Annotated in this window: 16 protein-coding genes; 4 read left to right on the top strand and 12 right to left on the bottom strand. The window is 70.2% G+C overall.

The annotated features are described in order from the left end of the window. Positions 1-248 precede the first annotated feature (248 nt). Positions 249-1,664: a proline--tRNA ligase gene (gene proS / locus ACFYRX_RS43150; protein ID WP_389112426.1), complete on the bottom strand. Its 1,416-nt coding sequence runs from the start codon at positions 1,662-1,664 to the stop codon at positions 249-251. Positions 1,665-1,860: 196 nt separating this feature from the next. Here proS and ACFYRX_RS43145 point away from each other — a divergent pair, with 196 nt between their 5' ends. Further along, a complete protein-coding gene (locus ACFYRX_RS43145; protein ID WP_389112424.1) occupies positions 1,861-2,715 on the top strand; it encodes an SAM-dependent methyltransferase in 855 nt (284 codons plus the stop codon). Positions 2,716-2,959: 244 nt separating this feature from the next. Here the strand turns inward: ACFYRX_RS43145 and ffh are convergent, their stop codons facing one another. From ffh to ACFYRX_RS43115, 6 genes are all read right to left on the bottom strand, one after another. Next, on the bottom strand, positions 2,960-4,522 hold the full coding sequence (ffh, locus tag ACFYRX_RS43140; RefSeq protein WP_389112422.1) for a signal recognition particle protein: 1,563 nt from the start codon (positions 4,520-4,522) through the stop codon (positions 2,960-2,962). A gap of 85 nt (positions 4,523-4,607) precedes the next feature. Next, positions 4,608-7,055 (bottom strand): [protein-PII] uridylyltransferase, encoded by a 2,448-nt coding sequence (locus tag ACFYRX_RS43135; RefSeq protein ID WP_389112420.1) that lies wholly within the window; start codon positions 7,053-7,055, stop codon positions 4,608-4,610. Positions 7,056-7,081: 26 nt separating this feature from the next. Further along, the gene (locus ACFYRX_RS43130; RefSeq protein WP_003997576.1) at positions 7,082-7,420 is read right to left on the bottom strand and encodes a P-II family nitrogen regulator; all 339 of its coding nucleotides are present in this window, start codon (positions 7,418-7,420) and stop codon (positions 7,082-7,084) included. Then, positions 7,417-8,745 carry an ammonium transporter gene (locus ACFYRX_RS43125; RefSeq protein WP_389112417.1) on the bottom strand — a complete coding sequence of 443 codons (1,329 nt, stop codon included), beginning with the start codon at positions 8,743-8,745 and terminating at the stop codon, positions 7,417-7,419. Before ACFYRX_RS43125 ends, ACFYRX_RS43130 begins: the two co-directional genes overlap by 4 nt. A 272-nt stretch (positions 8,746-9,017) precedes the next feature. After that, complete coding sequence (locus tag ACFYRX_RS43120; RefSeq protein WP_389112415.1) at positions 9,018-9,659, bottom strand: hypothetical protein; 642 nt, start codon at positions 9,657-9,659, stop codon at positions 9,018-9,020. Between the two features lie 190 nt (positions 9,660-9,849). Then, positions 9,850-11,352, bottom strand: coding sequence for a hypothetical protein (locus ACFYRX_RS43115; protein ID WP_389112414.1), 1,503 nt, complete (start codon positions 11,350-11,352; stop codon positions 9,850-9,852). 434 nt (positions 11,353-11,786) lie between these two features. Between ACFYRX_RS43115 and ACFYRX_RS43110 the strand changes: the two genes are divergently transcribed. After that, positions 11,787-12,443 (top strand): bifunctional DNA primase/polymerase, encoded by a 657-nt coding sequence (locus tag ACFYRX_RS43110; protein WP_389112412.1) that lies wholly within the window; start codon positions 11,787-11,789, stop codon positions 12,441-12,443. A 97-nt stretch (positions 12,444-12,540) separates the two neighbouring features. Here ACFYRX_RS43110 and ftsY read toward each other — a convergent pair whose 3' ends face one another. Further along, positions 12,541-13,734 (bottom strand): signal recognition particle-docking protein FtsY, encoded by a 1,194-nt coding sequence (gene ftsY / locus ACFYRX_RS43105; protein ID WP_389112410.1) that lies wholly within the window; start codon positions 13,732-13,734, stop codon positions 12,541-12,543. A 255-nt stretch (positions 13,735-13,989) separates the two neighbouring features. Here ftsY and ACFYRX_RS43100 point away from each other — a divergent pair, with 255 nt between their 5' ends. Next, on the top strand, positions 13,990-14,961 hold the full coding sequence (locus ACFYRX_RS43100; RefSeq protein WP_389112409.1) for an LLM class flavin-dependent oxidoreductase: 972 nt from the start codon (positions 13,990-13,992) through the stop codon (positions 14,959-14,961). 155 nt (positions 14,962-15,116) lie between these two features. Here the strand turns inward: ACFYRX_RS43100 and ACFYRX_RS43095 are convergent, their stop codons facing one another. The 4 genes from ACFYRX_RS43095 to ACFYRX_RS43080 all read right to left on the bottom strand — a co-directional run bounded on the left by ACFYRX_RS43095 (position 15,117) and on the right by ACFYRX_RS43080 (position 21,378). Next, on the bottom strand, positions 15,117-16,535 hold the full coding sequence (locus tag ACFYRX_RS43095) for a sugar porter family MFS transporter (protein WP_389112407.1): 1,419 nt from the start codon (positions 16,533-16,535) through the stop codon (positions 15,117-15,119). Between the two features lie 180 nt (positions 16,536-16,715). Then, on the bottom strand, positions 16,716-20,288 hold the full coding sequence (smc, locus tag ACFYRX_RS43090; RefSeq protein WP_389112406.1) for a chromosome segregation protein SMC: 3,573 nt from the start codon (positions 20,286-20,288) through the stop codon (positions 16,716-16,718). A 222-nt stretch (positions 20,289-20,510) separates the two neighbouring features. Then, positions 20,511-20,714, bottom strand: coding sequence for a hypothetical protein (locus ACFYRX_RS43085; protein ID WP_389112404.1), 204 nt, complete (start codon positions 20,712-20,714; stop codon positions 20,511-20,513). A gap of 382 nt (positions 20,715-21,096) precedes the next feature. Continuing rightward, on the bottom strand, positions 21,097-21,378 hold the full coding sequence (locus ACFYRX_RS43080) for an acylphosphatase (RefSeq protein WP_389112403.1): 282 nt from the start codon (positions 21,376-21,378) through the stop codon (positions 21,097-21,099). A 172-nt stretch (positions 21,379-21,550) separates the two neighbouring features. On the opposite strand from ACFYRX_RS43080, the gene ACFYRX_RS43075 reads away from it, so the two are divergent. After that, a complete protein-coding gene (locus ACFYRX_RS43075) occupies positions 21,551-22,630 on the top strand; it encodes a CAP domain-containing protein (RefSeq protein WP_389112401.1) in 1,080 nt (359 codons plus the stop codon). Positions 22,631-22,675: the final 45 nt, after the last annotated feature.

The following is a 22,675-nucleotide window of genomic DNA, read 5'->3' as shown; positions in this document are numbered from 1 at the left end:
AGCCAGAGTGCCCCTGTGTTCCTATTCCGGGCCATCCCAAATAATTTGCACGTACCCGTCAGTTGCCGCTGATGCGTGGAGACGAGGGCGGGTGCGCTGATCTGCGGAGAAGCCTCACAGCTCATACCAAGCCGGTGCGTAGTGTGAAGTACGCCCCGGCGCGTAGATCGCGTCCACACGCCGGGGCCGGTGGGATCGGCGGGTGCGCAAGGGGCGTTTCGGTCGCTCTCGCGCCGGAGGGCGCCGCGTCAGTAAGAGCGTGCAACCACTGCGACGTTACCGGGGGCGTCGTCGGTTCCCGGCACCGACCCGTCCTCAGCGACCAGACACCGTACGGTCACCGCGTGCTCGGCCAGCCTGGCCTCGCCTTCTTCGCCGAGGGTGGCCCACGGGATCCGCGCCCAGCCGCCGGCGACGGCGACCGCGACGGCCTCGTCGAACGTCGACACCTCGGCCGTACGGGATTCGCGACGCTCGCGGGACTGGGCCAGCAGCAGCGCCTGGCCCTCCTCGATGGCGGCGGGCAGCAGTCGTACGAGATCATCGAGGGCGACCGCCTCCTTGCCGCCCGGAATCCGGCGCACCACCATCGCGGTGCCGTTCTCCAGGTCACGGGGCCCGACCTCGACGCGGACCGGTACGCCCTTGAGCTCCCAGTCGACCGCGCGGCGGCCGAAGGGGGTGTCGGTGCGGTCGTCGACGTGGACGCGCAGGCCCGCCGCCTTGAGCCGGTCGCCGATCTCGCGGACCTTGGCCAGAACCGGCTCGTCGCCCTTGATGGCCAGAACCACCACCTGGATCTGCGCCAGGCGCGGCGGCACCCGGAGGCCGTTGTCGTCGCCGTGCATCATCACGAGGGCGCCGATCATGCGGGTGGTGGAACCCCAGGAGGTCTGCCAGACGAGTTCCTGGGTGCCCTCCTTCGACAGGTACGAGGTGTTGAAGGCCTTGGCGAAGTTCTGGCCCAACTCGTGGCTGGTGGCCATCTGGAGGGCCTTGCCGTCGCCCATCATGCCTTCGAGCGTGAGGGTGTTGACGGCACCGGCGAAGCGCTCCTTGACGGTCTTGCGACCGGCGACGACGTCCATGGCGAGGACGTTCGTCATGAAGTCCTCGTAGACCTGCCGGTGAATGCGCGAGGCGAACGCGCGGGCGTCCTCCTGGGTGGCGTGCGCGGTGTGGCCCTCCTGCCACAGGAACTCCGACGTCCGCAGGAAGAGCCGGGGTCGCAGCTCCCAACGCACCACGTTCGCCCACTGGTTGATCAGCAGGGGCAGGTCGCGGTAGCTCTGCACCCACTTCGAGAAGTAGTCGTTGACGATCATCTCGGAGGTGGGGCGGACCACGGCGGGCTCTTCGAGTTCCTTGCCACCGCCGTGGGTGACCACGGCGAGTTCGGGCGCGAAGCCCTCGACGTGGTCGGCCTCGCGGGCGAGGTACGACTGGGGGATCAGCAGCGGGAAGTACGCGTTCTGGGTGCCCGTCTCCTTGATGCGGGCGTCCATCTCGGCCTGCATCCGCTCCCACAGCCCGTACCCGTACGGTCGGATGACCATGGTGCCGCGCACCGGACCGTTGTCGGCCAGTTCGGCCTTGGCGATCAGATCCTGGTACCAGCGCGGAAAGTCGTCCGCCCGGGGCGTGAGAACAGGTGCCTTTGCCATGGCGCGATGCTACGGGCCCACGTTGCCGCCATGTGAATTCTTTTCGCTCGCACAGCCAACCCACAAGCCGGGCCCTTCAGCCTCTGGACGAGCGGTCGGGTGCGGAGTTACCTGGCATACGGGGGAAGTACGAGCGCATGCCACGGGGGCTACGTAATCGGGCACAGAGGCAACTCTCGGATTGGGGCGCTTATCCATGACACCCACGCTCGTGCGGCAGCACCTGTCCCGGACGGCAGAGGCGTCCCGTGCGGACCTCGGTGCACGCGCGCGTGACTGGTCGGAGATCCAGGAGCGGATGCTGGTTCCGCTGTACGAGGCCGCCTACGAGCGACTGGAAGTGGGCCCGGCGACCCGGCTGTTGGGCCTCGGATGCGGCAGCGGGCTCGCCCTGCTGATGGCCGCTTCCCGGGGCGCCACGGTCGCCGGCGTCGAGACCTCCTGCCCCGAACGGCTGACCCTCGCGCGCGAGCGGCTGCTGCCGGAGGCGTGGGCCACGCGCGCGCGTGCCGGCACCCGGCTCGTCGACGGGCCGGTCGACAGCGCCGTCTCAGAGGCTCCCCCGTACACCCTCGTGACCGCCTTCGAGCCGATCGGATGTCTCGCGGGCGACTCGGAGGGGCTCGGGGAACTGCTCGCCTCGGCGACACCGCTCGCCGCGCGAGGGGCGCCCGTGGTGCTCGCCGGCTGGGGTCCGCCGGAGCGGTGCGCCACGTCGGCCGTGCTGCGGGTGGCCACCAAGCTGGCGGATCCGCTGCGCAGCGCGGGCAGTTGGCGCCCGGCCCGGCGCGACGACCTGGAGGAGGTCGCCCAGCGGGCCGGTCTCAGGCCCGACGGCTCGGGACGGGTGGCGTGTCCCTTCGGGTACGCCGATCTCGGCAGCGCCCTCAGGGGGCTCCTGTCGACGGGGTTGTTCGACGCGGCGATCGCGGCGACCGACCAGGCCCAGGTGGACAAGGAGGTGGCGGAGGCTCTGCATCCGTATCGGCGCCGGGACGGCACGGTGTGGATGCCGAACATGTTCCGGTACCTGATCGCCCGGGTTCCCTGAGCCTCTGTCTCCTTCGTCAGCCGCGTGACCCCGGCGATCACGTCGTCCTCGAAAGTGGCGCGTTTCCTGCCCTCCTCCAGTTCGACCGGATTGGGCGGCGCCTTCCGGCCGAGCATGCCGCCCGCGCCGCCGAGGCCGGCGCTCAGCCGCCGTGCGATGTAGATCCACAGCACGTGCGATCCGGGACGCCGGGCATGGGCCCATCCGGCGCCGGGGGCGCCCCGGCGCCGTATGCGATGACCCGTCAGCCCATGAACTTCTTGAACTCGTCCGGCAGTTCGAAGTCCTGCGGCGCCTGCTGGCCGGGTACCCCGAAGGTGCCCCCGCCCTGGGCGCCGGCGGCCTTGCGGGCGGCCTCCTCCTGCTCCTGCTGCTTGCGCTTCATCGGGTTGCCGGAGCGCTGCTTGCCCTTGGCCTGCTTGGGCTGCTTCTTGGAGCGGCCGGGGCCGCCACCCATGCCCGGCATCCCCGGCATGCCGGGCATACCGGGCATACCGCCGCCCTGGGCCATGCGGGACATCATCTTGCGGGCCTCGAAGAACCGCTCGACCAGGTTCTTGACGGCGCTGACCTCGACACCGGAGCCCTTGGCGATACGGGCGCGGCGGGAGCCGTTGATGATCGTCGCGTCCTGGCGCTCGGCCGGGGTCATCGACTTGATGATCGCGGCCGTGCGGTCGACGTCACGCTCGTCGAGGTTGGCGATCTGGTCCTTGATCTGGCCCATGCCCGGGAGCATGCCGAGCAGCTTGGAGATGCTGCCCATCTTCCTGACCTGCTCCATCTGGGCCAGGAAGTCGTCCAGGGTGAAGTCCTGGCCCTTCTTGGACGCCAGCTTGGAGGCCATCTTCTCGGCCTCTTCCTGACTGAACGTCTTCTCCGCCTGCTCGATCAGGGTGAGCAGGTCACCCATGTCGAGGATGCGGGAAGCCATCCGGTCAGGGTGGAAGGCGTCGAAGTCCTCGAGCTTCTCGCCGTTCGACGCGAACATGATCGGCTTGCCGGTGATCTGGCGGATCGACAGGGCCGCGCCACCGCGGGCGTCGCCGTCGAGCTTGGAGAGCACCACGCCGTCGAAGCCGACGCCGTCGCGGAAGGACTCGGCGGTGTTGACCGCGTCCTGGCCGATCATCGCGTCGACGACGAAGAGGATCTCGTCGGGCGAGACGGCGTCGCGGATGTCCGCGGCCTGCTGCATCAGTTCGGCGTCGATGCCGAGGCGGCCGGCGGTGTCCACGATGACGATGTCGTGGACCTTGGTCTTCGCGAACTCGATGGAGTCCTTGGCGACCTTGACCGGGTCGCCCACGCCGTTGCCCGGCTCGGGCGCGTAGACCGCGACACCGGCGCGCTCGGCGACGACGCTCAGCTGGTTCACGGCGTTCGGCCGCTGGAGGTCGGCGGCGACCAGGAGCGGCGAGTGGCCCTGCTCCTTCAGCCAGTGGCCGAGCTTGCCGGCGAGGGTCGTCTTACCGGCACCCTGAAGGCCGGCCAGCATGATCACGGTGGGCGGGTTCTTGGCGAACCGCAGTCGCCGGGTCTCGCCACCGAGGATCGTGACGAGCTCCTCGTTCACGATCTTCAGGACCTGCTGGGCCGGGTTCAGCGCCTTGGAGACGTCGGCGCCGAGGGCACGCTCCTTGACGTTCTTGATGAACGTCCGGACGACCGGCAGAGCCACGTCGGCCTCGAGGAGCGCGATCCGGATGTCGCGCGCGGTGGCGTCGATATCCGCCTCGGAGAGCCGTCCCTTGCCGCGCAGGTTCTTGAAAGTCGCTGAGAGGCGATCGGAAAGAGTATCGAACACGGCGCTCGCGGTCCTCGGGGTCGGTGGCAGCTGGGAATCGCCCTCCAGGGTATCCCGGCGACCCACGTCGCCGGGATCCCCCGGTTCAGCCGCGCAACGTCTCTTCCAGCTTGCGGGCCACGGAGGCCGCTTCACCGGCCGCCAGCGGTACGCCCTTGCCGTCGGTGACGTAGAAGGCGTCCACCGCGTTGGCGCCCAGCGTCGACACATGCGCGCTGCGCATCCGCAGCCCGGCGTCCTCCAGCGCGCTCCCGATGTGGAACAGCAGCCCGGGGGCGTCCTGGGCGCGGACCTCGATCACGGTGGCGTGCCGGGAGGCCGCCGAGGCGACCGTCACGCGCGCGGCGGGCGCGACCACACCCCGGCGCCTCGGATAGGCGGCATCGCGCTCGGCGAGGCGCCCGGCGATGTCCAGCGACCCGTCCAGGGCCCGTACGAGATCGGCGCGCAGCCGGGCGGCCTGGGGCAGTGAGCCGTACTGGGCGGCGACCCGCCAGTTCAGCAGGAGCACCGAGCCCTCGACGCCGTCGGGCAGGTTCAGGGCGCTCAGTTCCGCGGTGCGGACGGTCAGGCGGTGCACGGCCAGCACTCCCGCGACCGCGGGCAGCACGCCCGGCTGGTCCGGTACGGCGATCACGAGCTCGACGCCGAGGGGTTCAGGGTCGCCCGAGGGCTGGTCGTCCACGGGCGGCTCGGTCTGGGCGCGCAGGGACAGCACCGGGCCGCCGGTCGCGATCGCCTCGATGGCGAGCCGTTCCTGTTCGGCGGTGGGCGCGGCGGCCTCGGGCTCGTCGAGGTCGTCCCCGGCGAGTACCGCGGCCACCCTCTTCACCAGGTCGGCGACGAGCGAGCCCCGCCAGGACGACCAGGCGGCGGGCCCGGTGGCAAGGGCGTCCGCCTCGGTCAGGGCGTGCAGCAGCTCCAGCGTGCCCTGCGACCCGACGGCCTCGGCGACCGAGCGCACGGTGGCCGGGTCCTCCAGGTCACGCCGGGTGGCGGTGTCCACGAGCAGCAGGTGGTGCCGTACGAGAGCGGCGAGCACGGCGACGTCGTCGCGGTCGAAGCCGATGCGCGCGGCGACGTCCTTCGCGATGATCTCGCCGGCCACCGAGTGGTCGCCGGGCCAGCCCTTGCCGATGTCGTGCAGCAGCGCGGCGACGAGCAGCAGGTCGGGACGGTGGACGCGGCGCGTGAACTCGGAGGCGCGGACGGCCGTCTCGATCAGGTGCCGGTCGACGGTCCAGATGTGCACGGCGTTGCGCTGGGGGCGGCAGCGCACCCGCTCCCAGTCGGGAAGCATTTGGGTGATCAGCCCCTCGGCCTCCAGGGCCTCCCACACCTCGATGGTGGGCTGGCCGGAGCCGAGCAGGGTCACGAGCTGTTCGCGGGCCTCGGCGGGCCAGGGCGTGGGCAACGGACGCACTCCGGCCGCCATGCGCCGCACGGCGTGCAGGGAGAGCGGGAGTCCGGCCTGCGCGGCGGCTGCCGCGGCACGCAGTGGAAGCACCGGGTCGCGGTCGGGGCGGGCGGCGCGGGCGAGCACCACCTCGCCGTCCTGTTCGACGACACCCTCCGCCAGCGGGGAGCGTTCGACGACCGGCTTGCCGCCGCCGAGCATGGCCCGCAGCCGCGGCCGTACGGCACGCGACCTGAGCACGCGTCCCACCTCGCGCCAGGTGACGTCACTGGCGTACGAGATGACCCGCGCGGCCTCGTAGACCTGCCGCAGCAGGGTGTCGGCGTCGAGCAGGCCGAGTTCGGCGGCGACCTGGTCCTGTTCCTGGAGGGCGAGCCGGTCGGTGGCCCGGCCCGTCGCCAGGTGCAGGGCGTCGCGGACGTCGAGCAGCCGGCGCCGGGCGTCGTCGAGGCCCTCGCGCGGGGCGTCGGCGAGCCAGGAGGCGGCGACGGCGCGCAGGGCGGTGGCGTCCCGGAGTCCGCCGCGGGCCTCTTTCAGGTCGGGTTCGAGCAGGTACTGCAGTTCGCCCTGGCGCTCGGCGCGCTCGGCGCACAGCTCCTGGAGCTCGGGCAGGCGCTTGGGTGCCTGGTTGCGCCAGTCGGCGAGGACGGCCGTACGCAATCCCGCGGTCAGTCCGAGGTCACCGGCGATGTGGCGGGCGTCCAGGAGGCCGAGTTGGACTTTCAGATCCTCCGTGGCCGTCTTGCGGGCCTCCGCCGGCGTGCGCACGGAGTGGTCGAGGGCGAGGCCGAGGTCCCACACGGGGTACCAGATGCGGTCGGCCAGGGCGGCGACCGCGCCCGAGTCGCTGCCGTCGTGCAGCAGGACCAGGTCCAGGTCGCTGCGCGGGGACAGCTCTCCGCGGCCGTAGCCGCCGACGGCGATCAGGGAGGCGCCGCGCAGTTGCTCGGCGCCCGCGGTGAACAGGCCGGAGAGCCAGTCGTCGGTCAGTTCGGCGAGGGCGGAACGGCGCGGCGGCCCGGACCGCGCCTCCTCTTGGAGGAGGCGCAGCCGGGCCGCCGCGTAGCCGCTGGGTCCCGAGTCCTCTGCATCCTTGCGCACATCCGTGCTCGTCACCCAGCAGCTCCTGTTCTGTTCTTCGGTCAGAGCGCGTCCGGGCCGCGCTCGCCCGTCCGGACCCGTACGGCGGTCTCGACCGGCAGGGACCAGACCTTGCCGTCACCGATCTTGCCGGTGCGGGCCGCCTTGACGATGACGTCGATCAGCTGCTCGGCGTCGTCGTCCTCGGCGAGGACCTCGATACGGATCTTCGGTACGAGGTCGACGGTGTACTCGGCACCGCGGTAGACCTCGGTGTGGCCCCGCTGACGACCGTAGCCGCTCGCCTCGGTGACCGTCAGACCGTGGACCCCGAAGGCCTGGAGGGCCTCCTTGATCTCGTCGAGCCGGTGGGGCTTGACGACGGCGGTGATGAGCTTCATGCGTCCACCTTCTTGGACTCGGCAGCGGCCGCGACGGAGGGCTTGGCGGAACCGCCACCGGCCCCGCTGAAGTCGTATGCGGTCTCGGCGTGCTCGGCCTGGTCGATGCCCGAGATCTCCTCGTCCTCGTCGACCCGCATGCCGATCGTCTTGTCGAGCAGGAAGGCGAGGATGGCGGAGGCGATCAGGGAGTAGGCGAGGACCGCGAAGACACCGGCGCACTGCTTCCACAGCTGGGTCCACGAGTGGTCGCCGTAGAAGACACCGGTCGCGGTCGACTGGCCCGCGCCGCTGGCGAAGAAGCCGATCAGCAGGGAGCCGATGACACCGCCGACCATGTGGACACCGACGACGTCGAGCGAGTCGTCGTAGCCGAACTTGTACTTCAGGCCGACGGCCATGGCGCACAGGACACCGGCGATGGCGCCGACGCAGATCGCGCCGATCGGGGTGACCGCACCACCGGACGGGGTGATGGCGACCAGACCGGCGACCGCGCCAGAGGCGGCACCGAGGGTGGTGAACGCGCCGTGGCGGATCTTCTCGTAGACGAGCCAGGCGAGCATGGCGGCCGCGGTGGCGATCTGCGTGTTGACGAACATCAGGGAGCCGACGCCGTCGTCGTTGCCGAGCCACGAGCCGGCGTTGAAGCCGAACCAGCCGAACCACAGCAGACCGGCGCCGAGCATGACCAGCGGGAGGCTGTGCGGGCGCATCGGGTCACGCTTGAAGCCGACGCGCTTGCCGATGACCAGGATCACGCCGAGTGCCGCGGCACCCGCGTTGATGTGGACGGCCGTACCACCGGCGAAGTCGATCACACCGAGCTCGAAGGCCCAGCCTCCGGTGCCCCAGACCCAGTGGGCGACCGGGAAGTAGACGACCGTCGCCCACAGGACGACGAACAGCGACCAGGCGCTGAACTTCACGCGGTCGGCGAGGGCACCGCTGATCAGGGCGGGCGTGATGATGGCGAACATCATCTGGAAGACCGCGAAGGCGAAGACCGGGATCGTGTACCCGGACCAGATGTCGGCCTTGTCGATGCCGGTCCAGCCGAAGAAGTCGTTCTCCCAGCCGATGAGCGAGCCGTGGTCCGTACCGAACGCCATGGAGAAGCCGTAGAGCACCCACAGGATGGTGACGATACCCATGCTGATGAAGCTCATCATCAGCATGTTCAGGGTGCTCTTGACGCGGACCATGCCTCCGTAGAAGAAGGCGAGGCCCGGGGTCATGACAAGCACCAGGGCGGAACAGATCAACATGAAGCCTGTGTTCGCCACAGACAGCTTGTCTGCGGCGAGCGTGATGGCTGGTGCCATCGGCGTCTCCTCGTCGTAGGTACGGCCCCGTGCGGGAAGCCAGAGCGGATTGAGGGGTGGGCCGGTTATGCGCCATGAGATTCGCGCAGCGCGGTTTCGGTGGACGCCCCTCGTTGTTTCGCCGCCATGACGAAGACGCCGTGAGTGTTACGCCTTGATGAACTGCGAGATGTTCGGCCAGGTGATCGTTATCGTGGCGCAACCTTCGCAGGGGACGGTGGACCGCCCGGCGAAGGTGCCCTCCATCGCATACAGCGGGACGGGAACGTGGTTCAGCAACTGCCGTACGACGTGCACCAGAGCTTCACGCCCATGTTGTGCGAGAAGTCCTGCCACGCGTCGTAGGCGAACCGCTTGTTGAGCGAGTCCGGAACCGCCGGGTGCGTGACGTACGCCCGGACATGGAGCATGAGGTAGTGGGTGTCCTTCTCTGAGTAGTACTGGAAGTAGACCCTGGATCCCTTCCCGTCGAAGTGCCCCTGCTCCGCGGTGAAGTACCAGCCGTTCGCGATGCCGCCCTTGTGATACCGCACCGGCGCGTTCTTGCAGACGAAGTAGGAGGCGCACGCCTTCAGGTCGAGCCTCTGGTTCTCCGCGGGATACCTCTTCGGCGCCCCCTTCACCGGAAAGGTGCAGTTGAAGCATCGCTTCAGCTCACTGATCGCCAGGCTGGGCTTCCAGGCCACGCCGACCACGCGGGCGTTGTTGGGCTTCACATGGAAGCGATAGTCGTACAGCTTGCGCCCGTCCGTGGCCGAAGCCTTTTCCTGGACCTGCGCCGCGGCGGTAGAGGTACGAGTGGCGCTCCTGCTCTGGGCGGCAGCCTCCGCATCGGCCGCCGGACCGAGTACGAGCAGCATGGAGGCCACGCCTGCCGCGAGTGCGGACAGGACGGGCTTGATTCCGGTGTTCATCTGTCCCCGTTGTTCCTTGTTGGCTCGTTAAGCGCGTATTGCGCATCGGGGATCACGCTACCGAGTGATCAACGGGCGATCGCCGAGACGGCACACGGGACCGGCCGCGGCCGGCCTTCCGATGACCTGGCATGGGGGAGCCGAGTCGGACAGTTCGGGAGGGCCGGCCGCGGCCGGGGTTCAGGGGTTTTCAGACCGCTTCGGCGGTCTCCGGGAGCTCCACGGCGAGCTTGTCGGTGAGATCCACGACCTCCGCGAGATCACCGAAATCGCGTACGGCCGTGTAGACCGTCTTTCGGATACGAGTGTTGACGCGCTCGGAGCGGACCTTCTTGGCGATGTGCATGGCTTGTTCCACCAGCACCGTGCTCTGCTCGGGCTCGCGCCGCAGCAGGTGCACGGTGGCCATGCCGACGAGATTGAGTGCGTACGACCGCTGGTGCTCGCCGTCATCGGAGAAGAGCTCCACGGCCCGCTGCATGAGGGGCTCGGCCAGCGAGGCGTAGGTCGGGCTGCGGCCGGCGACGTAGGCCAGGTCGCGGTAGGAGTGGGAGTTCTCGCCGTACAGCTCGGCCTCCGAGAAGAAGCGGATCCAGTCGGGGTCCGGCTCGTCCCAGTCGTCGGCGTCGGCGAAGGTGTCCTCGGCCATCCGGACCGCCCGCTTGCACTTGCCGGGCTGGCCCATGTTGGCGTAGGCGCGGGCCTCCATCGCATACAGCATCGACTGGGTGCGCGGGCTCGCGCAGTCCCGGCTGCCGTACTGCGCGAGGTGGATCAGCTCCAGGGCGTCCTCGGGCCGCCCGAGGTGGATCATCTGGCGGCTCATGCTGGACAGGACGTAGGAGCCGAGCGGCTTGTCGCCGGCCTCCTTGGCCGCGTGCAGGGCCAGGACGAAGTACTTCTGCGCGGTGGGCTGCAGCCCCACGTCGTACGACATCCAGCCCGCGAGCTCGGCCAGCTCGGAGGCGACCTTGAACAGCTTGCGGGTGGTGGTCTCGGGCTGGGGCTCCTGGAGGAGGTCGGTCACCTCGTGCAGCTGGCCGACGACCGCCTTGCGGCGCAGGCCGCCACCGCACTGGGCGTCCCACTGGCGGAACATCACGGTCGTCGTCTCGAGGAGGTCGAGTTCGGGCTTGGACAGCCGGCCGATGCGACGGGACGAGGCCGGCTCGGGCTCCCGGTGCGGGGTGACGGACCCGGGGACGAGCCAGCGCTGCATGGGCTCGATGAGGGACGGGCCCGCGGACAGGGCCAGCGAAGTCCCGAGGAAGCCGCGCCGCGCCAGCATCAGGTCGCTGCGCGAGAACTCGCTGAGCAGTGCCACGGTCTGCGGACCCGTCCAGGGCAGGTCGACCCCGGTCGCGGACGGTGCCTGGCGGGCGGTGCGCAGCCCGAGGTCCTCGACGGAGACGACACATCCGAACCGCTCGGAGAACAGCTCGGACAGGATCCTGGGGATGGGTTCGCGGGGATTCTCGCCGTCCAGCCAGCGGCGTACCCGCGAGGTGTCGGTGGAGATGTGGTTGGCCCCCAACTGGCGGGCCCTGCGGTTGACCTGGCGGGCGAGCTCGCCCTTCGACCAGCCGCTGCGCACGAACCAGGAGGTGAGCAGCTCGTTGGGGCGTTTCTCGGCCTGAGAGGAACCCTGCGCACCTGTACCGGCGCCCGTCCCGCTTCCGCTGTTGCCGCCCACTGGAACGCCCCCATCCCTGAGACCACTTGTCGCCGAGTGCGCCAAGCCTTATCAGAATGCCGGTAAATAGGGCCGTCCGTCCGGCAGTTGTCAGCCTTCGAACGGGGAACCGACTTGCCTCCGGCATACCCACAAGCGCATGTGCCCCCACGACTCGTGCACTCAAAGTAATCCTACGATCACGCGTCCAGCCATGGCGATCCCGGAAACGCCACCATTCGCCACCCCTTCGAATGAACTCACGCTCGCCTCCACACGATTCACTTGACATAGACCGAGCGAAGGTGGGCGGAGCGGTGCATTCAGGGGCGCGCATGACCCGGCGCACCACCCGGGGCACCTCTTGGCGCCGACGTCGCCCGGAAGAGGAAACGGAGAGTCACCGGCCGCGTCCGTCTCGTAACCACCGACGCGGTGGACCCGTTGGAGGGGGCATGGGCTTCACGATCGGCGGCATTCGGGAGATTCGTTCCGGCACGCGCAGGCGCGGCCGCTCCTCGGAGTGCACCACCGTCGCCGAGTTCACCGGACTCTGGGGCTGGGACGTGGTCCCGGGCGCGCGGGCCGCGGCAGGTGCCTGCTCCTGCGGCCGCGCGGACTGCCGCCGGCCCGGCGCCCACCCGCTCGACTTCGCGCCCCCGGTACCGGCCGGGGCCACGCTCGACGAAGTGACCAAGGCCTGGGCGGAGTTCCCCGGCGCCTCGGCGATGCTGCCGGTCGGCCGCGCCTTCGACGTCATCGAGGTCGCCGAGCCCGCCGGCCGTCGCGCCCTGGTCCGTCTGGAGCGCATGGGCCTCCCCCTCGGCCCCGTGACGGCGACCCCCGAGGGCCGCGCCCAGTTCTTCGTCGCCCCCGGCGCCGCGGCCGACCTGACCGAACTCCTCTACCGCATGGGCTGGGACGACGCGGCCTCCCTGGACCTTCGCGGCCTGGGCCCCGGCACCCACATCACGGCTCCGCCGTCGGACCGGGGCGGCCTCGGCCCGGTGCAGTGGCTGCGGCCACCGTCCCTGGACACGGCGACGAAGCCACCGGCGGCCCGCCTGCTGCTGGGGACGCTCGCCTATGTGGCACACCGGTCACGCGCATAGACGTACACAGCGAAGCGCCCGCTCCCGACTGCACCTCGGGGGCGGGCGCTTCTTCGCTTGTACGGCGTTCCTGTCGCCTCTTCGCTGGTACGGCGGCTCAGTCGCCGAGGAGCGCGTCCACGAACGCCTCGGGCTCGAACGGTGCCAGATCGTCGGCACCCTCGCCGAGCCCGATCAGCTTGACCGGCACCCCCAGCTCCCGCTGGACCGCGACCACGATGCCGCCCTTGGCCGTGCCGTCCAGCTTGGTGAGGACGATGCCGGTGATGTCGACGACCTCGGCGAAGACGCGTGCCTGCACCAGGCCGTTCTGCCCGGTCGTGGCGTCGAGGACCAGCAGGATCTCGTCGAGCGGCGCGTGCTTCTCCACGACCCGCTTGACCTTGCCGAGCTCGTCCATGAGACCGGTCTTGGTGTGCAGACGGCCGGCGGTGTCGATGAGGACCACGTCGACCCCCATCTCCTTGCCCTCCTTGACCGCGTCGAAGGCCACGGAGGCGGGGTCCCCGCCCTCGGGCCCGCGCACGGTGTGGGCGCCGACGCGCTCGCCCCAGGTCTGGAGCTGGTCGGCGGCGGCGGCACGGAAGGTGTCGGCGGCACCGAGGACGACGGTCCGGCCGTCGGCGACGAGCACGCGCGCGAGCTTGCCGGTGGTGGTGGTCTTGCCGGTGCCGTTGACGCCGACGACCATCACGATGCCCGGCTTGCGCTCCTCGGGCTCGGTCCGCACCGCGCGGTCGACATCGGTGCCGACCAGTTTCAGCAGCTCCTCGCGCAGCAGCCCCCGCAGTTCGTCGGGGGTGCGGGTGCCGAGCACCTTCACCCGCGCGCGCAGGCCGTCGACCAGCTCCTGGGTGGGGGTCACGCCGACGTCGGCGGTGATGAGGATGTCCTCGATCTCCTCCCAGGTGTCGTCGTCGAGATGCTCGCGCGACAGGAGCGTGAGCAGCCCCTTGCCGAGCGCGTTCTGGGAGCGGGAGAGCCGGGAGCGCAGCCGGACCAGGCGTCCGGCGGTGGGCTCCGGGACCTCGATCCCGGCGGGCGGGAACTCTTCGGTGACGGGCGGCGCCGAGCCGTCCGGGAGGTCCACCTCCTCTATGGTCCGGCGCGGTTCGTCGCGCGGCGTCTCGGCCTCGTCGCCGACGTGCGGCTCGGCCGGAGGGGCGGTGATGTCGGGCGCGGCGGGAGGCGGCGGGGGCAGCGACTTCTTGCGCCGGCTGCCGACGACGAGACCGCCGAGCACACCGAGCACGACCACGGCGATGACTACAGCAAGGATGACGGTTTCCATAACGCACCCAGTATCCATCCCTGCCCCACGAGGTGTGCGGACAGCGGTGCGACCTGCCGCGCGGGCCCGGCGGGGATCGTACGCAACACGGCGGAGTGATCCCCCTGGTCATCCGCGGCGCCCTGGCTCAGACCGGCCCACCGGCCCGCCCAGCCGGCCGCACCGGCGCGATGACGCGCGGCCATGGCGATCTGACGTGCCGTCAGCTACCGTCCTCCTCCACCGTCACCGTCAGCGTGTGAAGGGGGACCTCCCATGCCCGTCACGGTCGTCCGTTTCAACCTCGTCGAGCCCGACGCGACGCCCGCCTCCCTCAGTGCCCGCTACCGGGCCGCCCTGGACATGGCCGCGTACGCCGACGAGCACGGGATCACCACCGTGCAGACCGAGGAGCACCACGGCGTCGACAACAACTGGCTGCCCTCGCCGTTCGCCTTCGCGGGCGCGGTGTTCGGAGCGACGCGGCGGATCGCGGTCACCGTCTCCGCCGTCATCGGCCCGCTGCACGACCCGCTCCGCCTGGCCGAGGAGATCGCCGTACTGGACCTGCTGAGCGGCGGCCGGCTCGTGACGGTCGCCGGGATCGGGTACCGGCCCGAGGAGTACGCGCTGTTCGACGTGGAGTGGAGGCGGCGGGGCCGGATCCAGGACGAGGTCCTGGAGACCCTGCTGAAGGCGTGGACCGGCGAGGAGTTCGAGTACCGGGGCCGTACGGTACGGGTCACCCCGCGCCCCTTCACCGACCCGCACCCCCTCCTCCTGGTCGGCGGCTCGTCCAAGGCCGCCGCCCGCCGGGCCGCACGCCTGGGCCTGCCGTTCTTCCCCAGCGCGCATCTGCCGGAGCTGGAGGCGTACTACAAGGAGCGGCTCGTCGAGTACGGCACCGAGGGCTGGACCATGATGCCGACCGCGGAGACGCCGTTGCTGCACATCGCCGAGGACCCGGACGAGGCGTGGGCCCGGCACGGACAGCACTTCCTGCACGAGGCCCGGACGTACGCCTCCTGGCAGTCCGGCGACATCACGTCGGCGGTGCGGTCGGCCGCGACGAACGTGGAGGAACTGCGCGCGGAGGGCGTGTACCGGATCCTGACGCCGCAGGAGTGTGTGGAGCAGGGGCTCGACAACCTCGTCCTGCATCCACTGGCGGGCGGGATGCCGGTGGCGGAGGGCTGGCGGAGTCTGCGGTTGTTCGCGGAGCAGGTGGTTCCGGCGCTGGCGGACTGATCCGACCCGGACGAGTCCGACGGTGTGTGCGAGCGGGACACCGTACGAGTCCGCCGCCCCCGGTCCAGGCGGTTGCCGGGCCGGGGGCGGCGGACTGTACGGGGAGAGGGCAGCGGGGTCTTGGCCCGTCTCCCCGGGACTGCGGGGAGGGGCGGTCAGCCCATCTCCTCCAGGGTCTTGCCCTTCGTCTCCTTGACGTACTTGAGGACGAACGGGATGGAGAGGGCCGCGAAGACCGTGTAGATCACGTAGGTGAAGGACAGGTTCCAGTCGGCCAGCGACGGGAAGCTCGCGGTGATGGCCCAGTTGGCGATCCACTGCGCGGAGGCGGCCACACCGAGCGCGGCGGCGCGGAGCCGGTTCGGGAACATCTCGCCGAGGAAGACCCAGACGACCACACCCCAGGACAGGGCGAAGAAGAGCACGAACACATGGGCGGCGATCAGGGCGGTCCAGCCCTGCGCGGCCGGCAGCTTGCCGTCGACCAGGTCGAAGGAGAACGCCCAGGCCTCCAGCGCGAGACCGATCACCATGCCGACCGAACCGATCAGGGCGAGCGGGCGGCGGCCGACGCGGTCCACGAAGATCATCGCGATCACGGTGCCGACGATGTTGATGATCGACGTCGTGAAGGAGTAGAAGAACGAGTCCGTCGGGTCGACACCGACCGACTGCCACAGCGTCGAGGAGTAGTAGAACGCGACGTTGATGCCGACGAACTGCTGGAAGACCGACAGGCCGATACCGACCCAGACGATCGGCTTGAAGAAGAAGGAGCCGCCGAGCAGGTCCTTGAAGGTCGACTTGTGCTCGCTCTTCATGGCGTTCTCGATCTCGGCCACGCGCGCGTCGAGGTCGATGCTGTCGCCCTCGACCTCCGCGAGGATCTCCTTGGCACGCTCGTGCTTGCCGACGGAGATGAGGAACCGCGGGGACTCGGGGATGGCGAAGGAGAGCAGGCCGTACAGAACGGCCGGGATCACCATGACGCCGAGCATGACCTGCCAGGCCTCCAGGCCCATCAGCTTGCCTCGCTGGTCACCGCCGGCGGCATTCAGCAGGCCCCAGTTGACCAGCTGCGAGATCGCGATGCCGATGACGATGGCGGCCTGCTGGAAGGAGCCGAGCCGGCCGCGGTAGGCCGGCGGGGCGACCTCGGCGATGTAGGCGGGGCCGATGACCGAGGCCATGCCGATGGCGAAGCCGCCGACGACCCGCCAGAACGCGAGGTCGTACAGCGCGAAGGGCAGTGCCGAGCCGACGGCGCTGACCGTGAAGAGGACCGCCGAGATCTGCATGCAGCGGATACGGCCGATGCGGTCGGCGATGCGTCCGGCGGTCGCCGCGCCGATGGCACAGCCGATCAGGGCGATGGCGATGACCTGCGCCAGAGCCGCGGAGCCGACGTCGTAGCGGCCCCGGATGGCCTCGACGGCACCGTTGATCACGGAGCTGTCGTAGCCGAAGAGGAAACCGCCCATCGCGGCCGCCGCCGCGATGAAGATGACGTGCCCGAGATGATCGGGATGAGCCGTCCGGGCTCCTGGTGCGGATGCCTTCGCTGTGCTGGTCACGTTTACTCCTCGGGCCACCGGCAACGCTGTCGGTGTGGTCAGCCCCCAGGTAGGTGGTACCTGAAGGTAAATCCAACGCTCCTGACCTTATGCCTTCAAGTCTCCAATTCAAACGCAGCGAATTGTGAGAACTTAGACAGGTGAGCGCTCCAAACGTTCACTTCTTGAAGTCATGGGGGATCAACGCAGCCGTTGGCTGATGACCTTCGAAACCCCGTCGCCCTGCATGGAGACCCCGTACAGCGCGTCGGCGACCTCCATGGTCCGCTTCTGGTGCGTGATCACGATGAGCTGCGAGGCCTCCTGCAGCTCCTGCATGATGCGGATCAGCCGCTGCAGGTTGGTGTCGTCGAGGGCCGCCTCGACCTCGTCCATGACGTAGAACGGGCTGGGCCGCGCCTTGAAGATGGACACCAGCAGCGCCACGGCCGTCAGCGACCGCTCGCCGCCGGACAGCAGGGAGAGCCGCTTGACCTTCTTGCCGGGCGGACGCGCCTCGACGTCCACACCCGTGGTGAGCATGTTGTCGGGGTCGGTCAGGATCAACCGCCCCTCGCCGCCCGGGAAGAGCCGGCTGAAGACGCCCTCGAACTGAAGCGCCGTGTCCCGGTAGGCCTCCGTGAAGACCTGCTCCACGCGCTCGTCGACCTCCTTCACCACCTGAAGCAGGTCGGTGCGGGTCTTCTTCAGGTCCTCCAGCTGCTCGCTGAGGAACTTGTGCCGCTCCTCCAGCGCCGCGAACTCCTCCAGGGCGAGCGGGTTGACCTTGCCGAGCTGCTGGTACGCCCGCTCGGTGGCCTTGAGCCGCCTCTCCTGCTCCGCCCGGTGGAACGGCTTGGGCTGATTGCGCGGGTGCTCCGGATCCTCCGGCAGCTCCTCGCCCTCGGCGGGCGGGGAGGGCGGGACGAGCTGGTGCGGGCCGTACTCGTCGACGAGTCCCGCCGGTTCGACGCCCAGCTCTTCCAGGGCCTTGGTCTCCAGCTGCTCGATCCGCATCCGCTTCTCGGCGCCGAGCACCTCACCGCGGTGGACGGAGTCGGTCAGCTTGTCGAGTTCGGCCTTGAGATCGCGGCCGGTGGTCCGGGCGGCGGTCAACTCCCGTTCCCGCAGGGCCTTGGCGGTGTCGGCGGCGGTGCGCTCCTCGTCCGCACGCGCGAGCGACACCTCGACGTGGGCGAGCAACTGCCGCGTCCCTGAGGCGACGGCTTCGGCCACGGCGGCCTCGTGCCGCAGCCGCGCCCGCCGCTGTTCGGCACGCGCGCGTGCGTCCCGCTCGGCGCGGGCGGCGCGGTCGAGGGAGTCCGCGCGGCCGGCGAGCCCCTTGACCCGCTCTTCGTGCGTACGGACCTGGAGGCGGGCCTCCATCTCGGTCTGCCGCGCGTTGGCCCCGTCGGCGGCGAGACGGTCCCGTACCGACGTGTCGGGCTCCTCCTCGACCGGCATCTCCTCGGCCACGGCGAGCCGTTCGGCCAGTTCCTCGACCTCTTCGAGGGCCTTCTCCAACGCGTCCTGCGCCCGCGCGGCCGCGGCGGTGGACCGCTCGGCCTCACCGGCGGCGCCCCTCGCCTGCCCGGACAGCCGGCCGAGCTGCTGGGCCACGGCCGACTTCTCCCGGTCCGCGGCCCGGCGCCGCTCCCCCAGCTCCTCGACCCGGGCGGCGCATTCCTTGCGGCGCTCGACGGCGGTGTGCTGGGTCCCGGTGAGTTCCTCGCACCGGACGGCCAGCTCTTCCAGCTCGGAGGCGGCCTCGTCCACGGACGCCTGTACTTCGAGGAGGCTGGGGGCTCCCGCGGAGCCGCCGTGCGCGAAGTGGGCGCCGAGGAGATCGCCTTCGGCGGTGACGGCGGTGAGGTGGGGGTGGCCGTAGACGAGGTCCTCGGCGTCTTCGAGAGTGCCGACCACGACGATGCCGTGGAGGAGGCGACCGACGGCCGCCATGAGGTCGGACGGGCCGCGGACCAGGTCCGCCGCGAGTCGGTGTCCGGTGGGAGCGGGTGCGCCGTGGCCGCTCCCGCCGTTACCCGGTGTCTCGGGGCTCCCCGCCAACAGCAGTGACGCCCGGCCCGCGTCCTGCTTGCGCAGCAGCCGGATCGCCTCCGCCGCCGCCGAAGGAGACGTCACCGCCAGGGCGTCCGCCGCCGCTCCGAACGCCGCCGCCAGTGCCACCTCGTGGCCCGGGGTCACGGTGAGCAGTTCCGCTGCCGGGCCCAGCAGCCCGGTGAGGCGATCCTTCGCGCCGAGCAGCGCCCCGGTGCCGTCCTTGCGCCGCAGCCCCAGCGCCAGTGCCTCGTGCCGCGCCTGCGTCGCGGCCCGCTTGCGCTCGGCCGCCGTGGTCGCCTCCCGGGCCGAGGTCAGCGTGGACTCCGCCTCCGCCAGCTGTCGTTTCGCCGCCTCATGCTGTTCCGCCAGCTCCGCGTCCCCCGCGTCCAGGCCGTCGACCTCGGCCTTGAGCTCCTCGTACTCCCCCTGCGCGGCGAACGCCCGCTCCTGGGCCTCGTCGCGCGCCGCGGCGAGGCGGTCGATCTCGGCCTGGGCGGAGGCGGCACGGGAACGGGCCGCGTTGACCTGGCCGCCCAGTCGGGCGAGGCCCTCGCGGCGGTCGGCGATGGCCCGGGCGACGTCCTTCAGGCGCCGTTCCTCCTGCGTGAGTTCACGCTCCAGCTGGGCGCGGTGGGCGACCGTGTCCTCCAGGGCGTGCTCGGCCGCCTCCAGGGCCGCTTCGAGCTCGGCCTCCTGCTCGCGGATGCGGGCGGCCTCGCGCTCCATGTCCTCGGGGTCCCGCCCCCGGCGTTCCTCCGGCGGGGCCGACGTGGCGCTCTTCACGCGCGCGTCGGCCAGCGAGATCGTGCCGCGGACCCGCTCGGCCAGCTGGGAGAGTTCGTACCAGGTCTGCTGGGCCCGCTGGAGCCGGGGCGTGAGCCGGCGTACCTCGTCCTCCAGCAGCGCCTCGCGTTGGAGGGCCTTCTTCAGCTCCTGCTCGGCCGATTCCTTGCGCTCCTTCAGCGCGGCCTCGTCCGCGACCTCGGTCTGCAGCGCCTGCCGCAGTCGTACGAGATCGTCGGCGAGCAGTCGCAGGCGGGCGTCGCGGAGGTCGGCCTGGATGACGGCGGCCCGGCGGGCGACCGCGGCCTGCCGGCCGAGTGGCTTGAGCTGGCGCCGGAGTTCGTCGGTCAGGTCCTGCACGCGCGCGAGGTTGGCCTGCATCGCGTCCAGCTTGCGGAGCGCCTTCTCCTTGCGCTTGCGGTGCTTGAGGACACCTGCGGCTTCCTCGATGAAGGCGCGGCGGCCCATCGGATCGGCGTGCAGGACGGAGTCGAGCTGGCCCTGGCCGACGATGACGTGCATCTCGCGGCCGATGCCGGAGTCGGACAGCAGGTCCTGGATGTCGAGGAGACGGCAGGTGTCACCGTTGATCTGGTACTCGCTGCCGCCGTTGCGGAACATGATCCGCGTGATGGTGACCTCGGCGTACTCGATGGGCAGCGCCCCGTCCGAGTTGTCGATGGTCAAGGACACCTCGGCGCGGCCCAGCGGCGGGCGGCCGGTGGTGCCGGCGAAGATGACGTCCTCCATCTTGCCGCCGCGCAGCGACTTGGCGCCCTGCTCGCCCATCACCCAGCTGAGGGCGTCGACGACGTTGGACTTGCCCGAGCCGTTCGGACCGACGACACACGTGATCCCCGGTTCGAACCGGAGCGTGGTCGCCGAGGCGAACGACTTGAACCCCCGGAGGGTCAGGGCCTTGAGGTGCACGCCGCTGGACTCTACCTTCCGGGGGTGTCTCGCTCCATGAACGCGCTGTTGCCCGCGGTTTCACATTTGAACGTGCAGGGCACACCAAACGTTAAGAGAGTGAAAGGGTGCACGGGGGAAAGAAAGAAGGGACGCCGAAGCGTCCCTTGCAAACTCTGACAACTTAGCGGTTGATACAGGCTGCCCAACCACTGCGTGAGCTGTCGTGGAGCGATGCAGTGATCAGGTGAGCGCGGGCTCCGCCTGGTGTGCGTCGATGCTCTCCATGATCCTGTCGTGAGAAGCGGCAGCCGCGAGCTCGTCGTTCTCGGCCTGGATCCGGTTGAGCTCGGATTCCAGGTCCTGGACGCGCTGCTGGAGCCGTCGCATCTCGGCGAGGAGTCGAGGGTCGGAGCCGCCGACGTAACCGAGAAGCGCCTTTGCCATGATGGATGGTCCTCCACAATGAGTGACCGACCGAAGCGGTGTGGGTCGTGAGGGATTCGCACCCGCGGTGCTTGACACTCTTGAGTTCTTGCTGCCGTTCATCCATGCCAAACAGCTAAGGTGCGCGGGGTGCTTTCAGCGTCTCACCAAAAAGTTTGACGGTCAACACGATCACGCCCCGTATTGGCGGGCAACCCTGGCCGGCGCGGCTCGGAACGGCGGCGCTGCGGTTCTCGCGGGGCCCTCGAGGGGTGACGATCATCCGTAGGGGCGGAGCTTGCCACGGCGTGCCCTTCTTGGCAACCACCAGCGCCTTTCTGCTCCGGGCAGGTACCGGTGGCATGTCCCTCCGCTTCCGCCTGGGCCGTTTTACAGAAACGCCTCATCGGATGGCGAAGCCGTCGTAACCCCCGCGGGGTGTGTCCCACATCTCGGTGACGCCGTCCACGCGGCCGGGCGTGTCGTTGCCCAGGAGCCAGTCCAGGAGTCCCTGGCATCCCGTTCTCGGTCCCTCCGCGACCACTTGGACGCGTCCGTCGTCCAAATTGAGAGCAAAACCACTCAGGCCGCCGATCTCGAGGGCCTTGGCCCGGGTGAACCAGCGGAAACCCACACCTTGGACGCGTCCTCGCACCCAGGCGACCAGTCGTACATCCTCGCTCATGGGTGCAACCTAACCGGCCAAAGTCTCTCTGGGCTCTCCTTCCTCTGGCGCCATGCGGTACTGTCCGCTGCCAATGAATCTCATACGAAACTCACTCGATCGTGTGGGTTTTGTGACTTCGGTTGACCGGGGGGACGCGTCGACCTCAAGAACAGACGAGGAAGGCAAGGACATGGGACGCCACCGACGCTCCGCCGCCGGCCGCGCCGCCACGGGCCGCGCCACGGGGGTCACTGATACGCACGGCTCCCACGGGAGCGCGTTCGACCCACAGGACTCGTACAACTTCGCCTCGGCGGTCACCACCCCCCGCCCGGGCCACGCCGGCTCCGACCCCTACGCGCGCAGTGATGCCTACCTGTTCGCGTCGGAGGAGGAGTACGCGCTCTTCCGGGGCGACGGCTACACGCCGGCCGACGGCTCCCGGCGCAGTGGCTCGCACCGCAGGCGCAAGCGGAACCTCGTGACGCCGGTCAAGACCGGTCTGCTCGGGGTCTCGGCGGCCGTCGCGATCGGCACGGTAGCGGTGGCCACGGGCGTGGTGCCCGGCCTGGACAGCTACAAGCTGGGCGGCGGCAACAGCAGCAGCACCGGCGGCGACGTGCAGGCGGCGGGCTCGCCGACCAACACCCCGGCCGAGCAGGGCGGCACCTCCGGCAGCGCCGACAGGCGCGAGGACGGCAGCTCGACGAGCCGCGACGCCGACCGCTCCGCCTCGCCCGCGCCGTCCCCCTCGACCTCCACGGCCGCGCCGGCCGAGAAGCCGACGAAGAAGCCGGCGGCCACGCCGAGCAAGAAGCCCGAGGCGACTCCTTCGCAGCAGGAGCGGGAGCCGGCGAAGCAGGAGACCACCGCGCCGGTGGAGGTCTCCACGGAGGCAGCCGCCGAGGCCGAGGTGCTCCGGCTCGTCAACGTCGAGCGCGCGAAGGTCGGCTGCAGCCCGGTCGCCGCCAACAGCGCGCTGGCCGACCTGGCCACCGCCTTCAGCAAGGCCATGGCCGACCAGGGCTTCTTCGACCACACCGACCCGAGCGGCGCGACGCCGTGGGACCGCGCCGCGCAGGCCGGGATCACCAGCCTCGGCGGCGAGAACATCGCCCGGGGCCAGGCCGACCCGGCGACGGTCATGGAAGCCTGGATGAACAGCCCCGGCCACAAGGCCAACATCCTGAACTGCGATTTCAAGACGCTGGGCGTGGGCGTGCAGTTCGGGACCGACGGCCCCTGGTGGACGCAGGACTTCGGCTACTAGCAGATACCGACGACGGTTGCACTAACTTCTGGTTAGTGCAACCTG

This window comes from Streptomyces sp. NPDC005374, assembly GCF_042872225.1.
Classification (GTDB): domain Bacteria; phylum Actinomycetota; class Actinomycetes; order Streptomycetales; family Streptomycetaceae; genus Streptomyces.
This window is presented reverse-complemented; position numbering and strand designations above follow the sequence as displayed.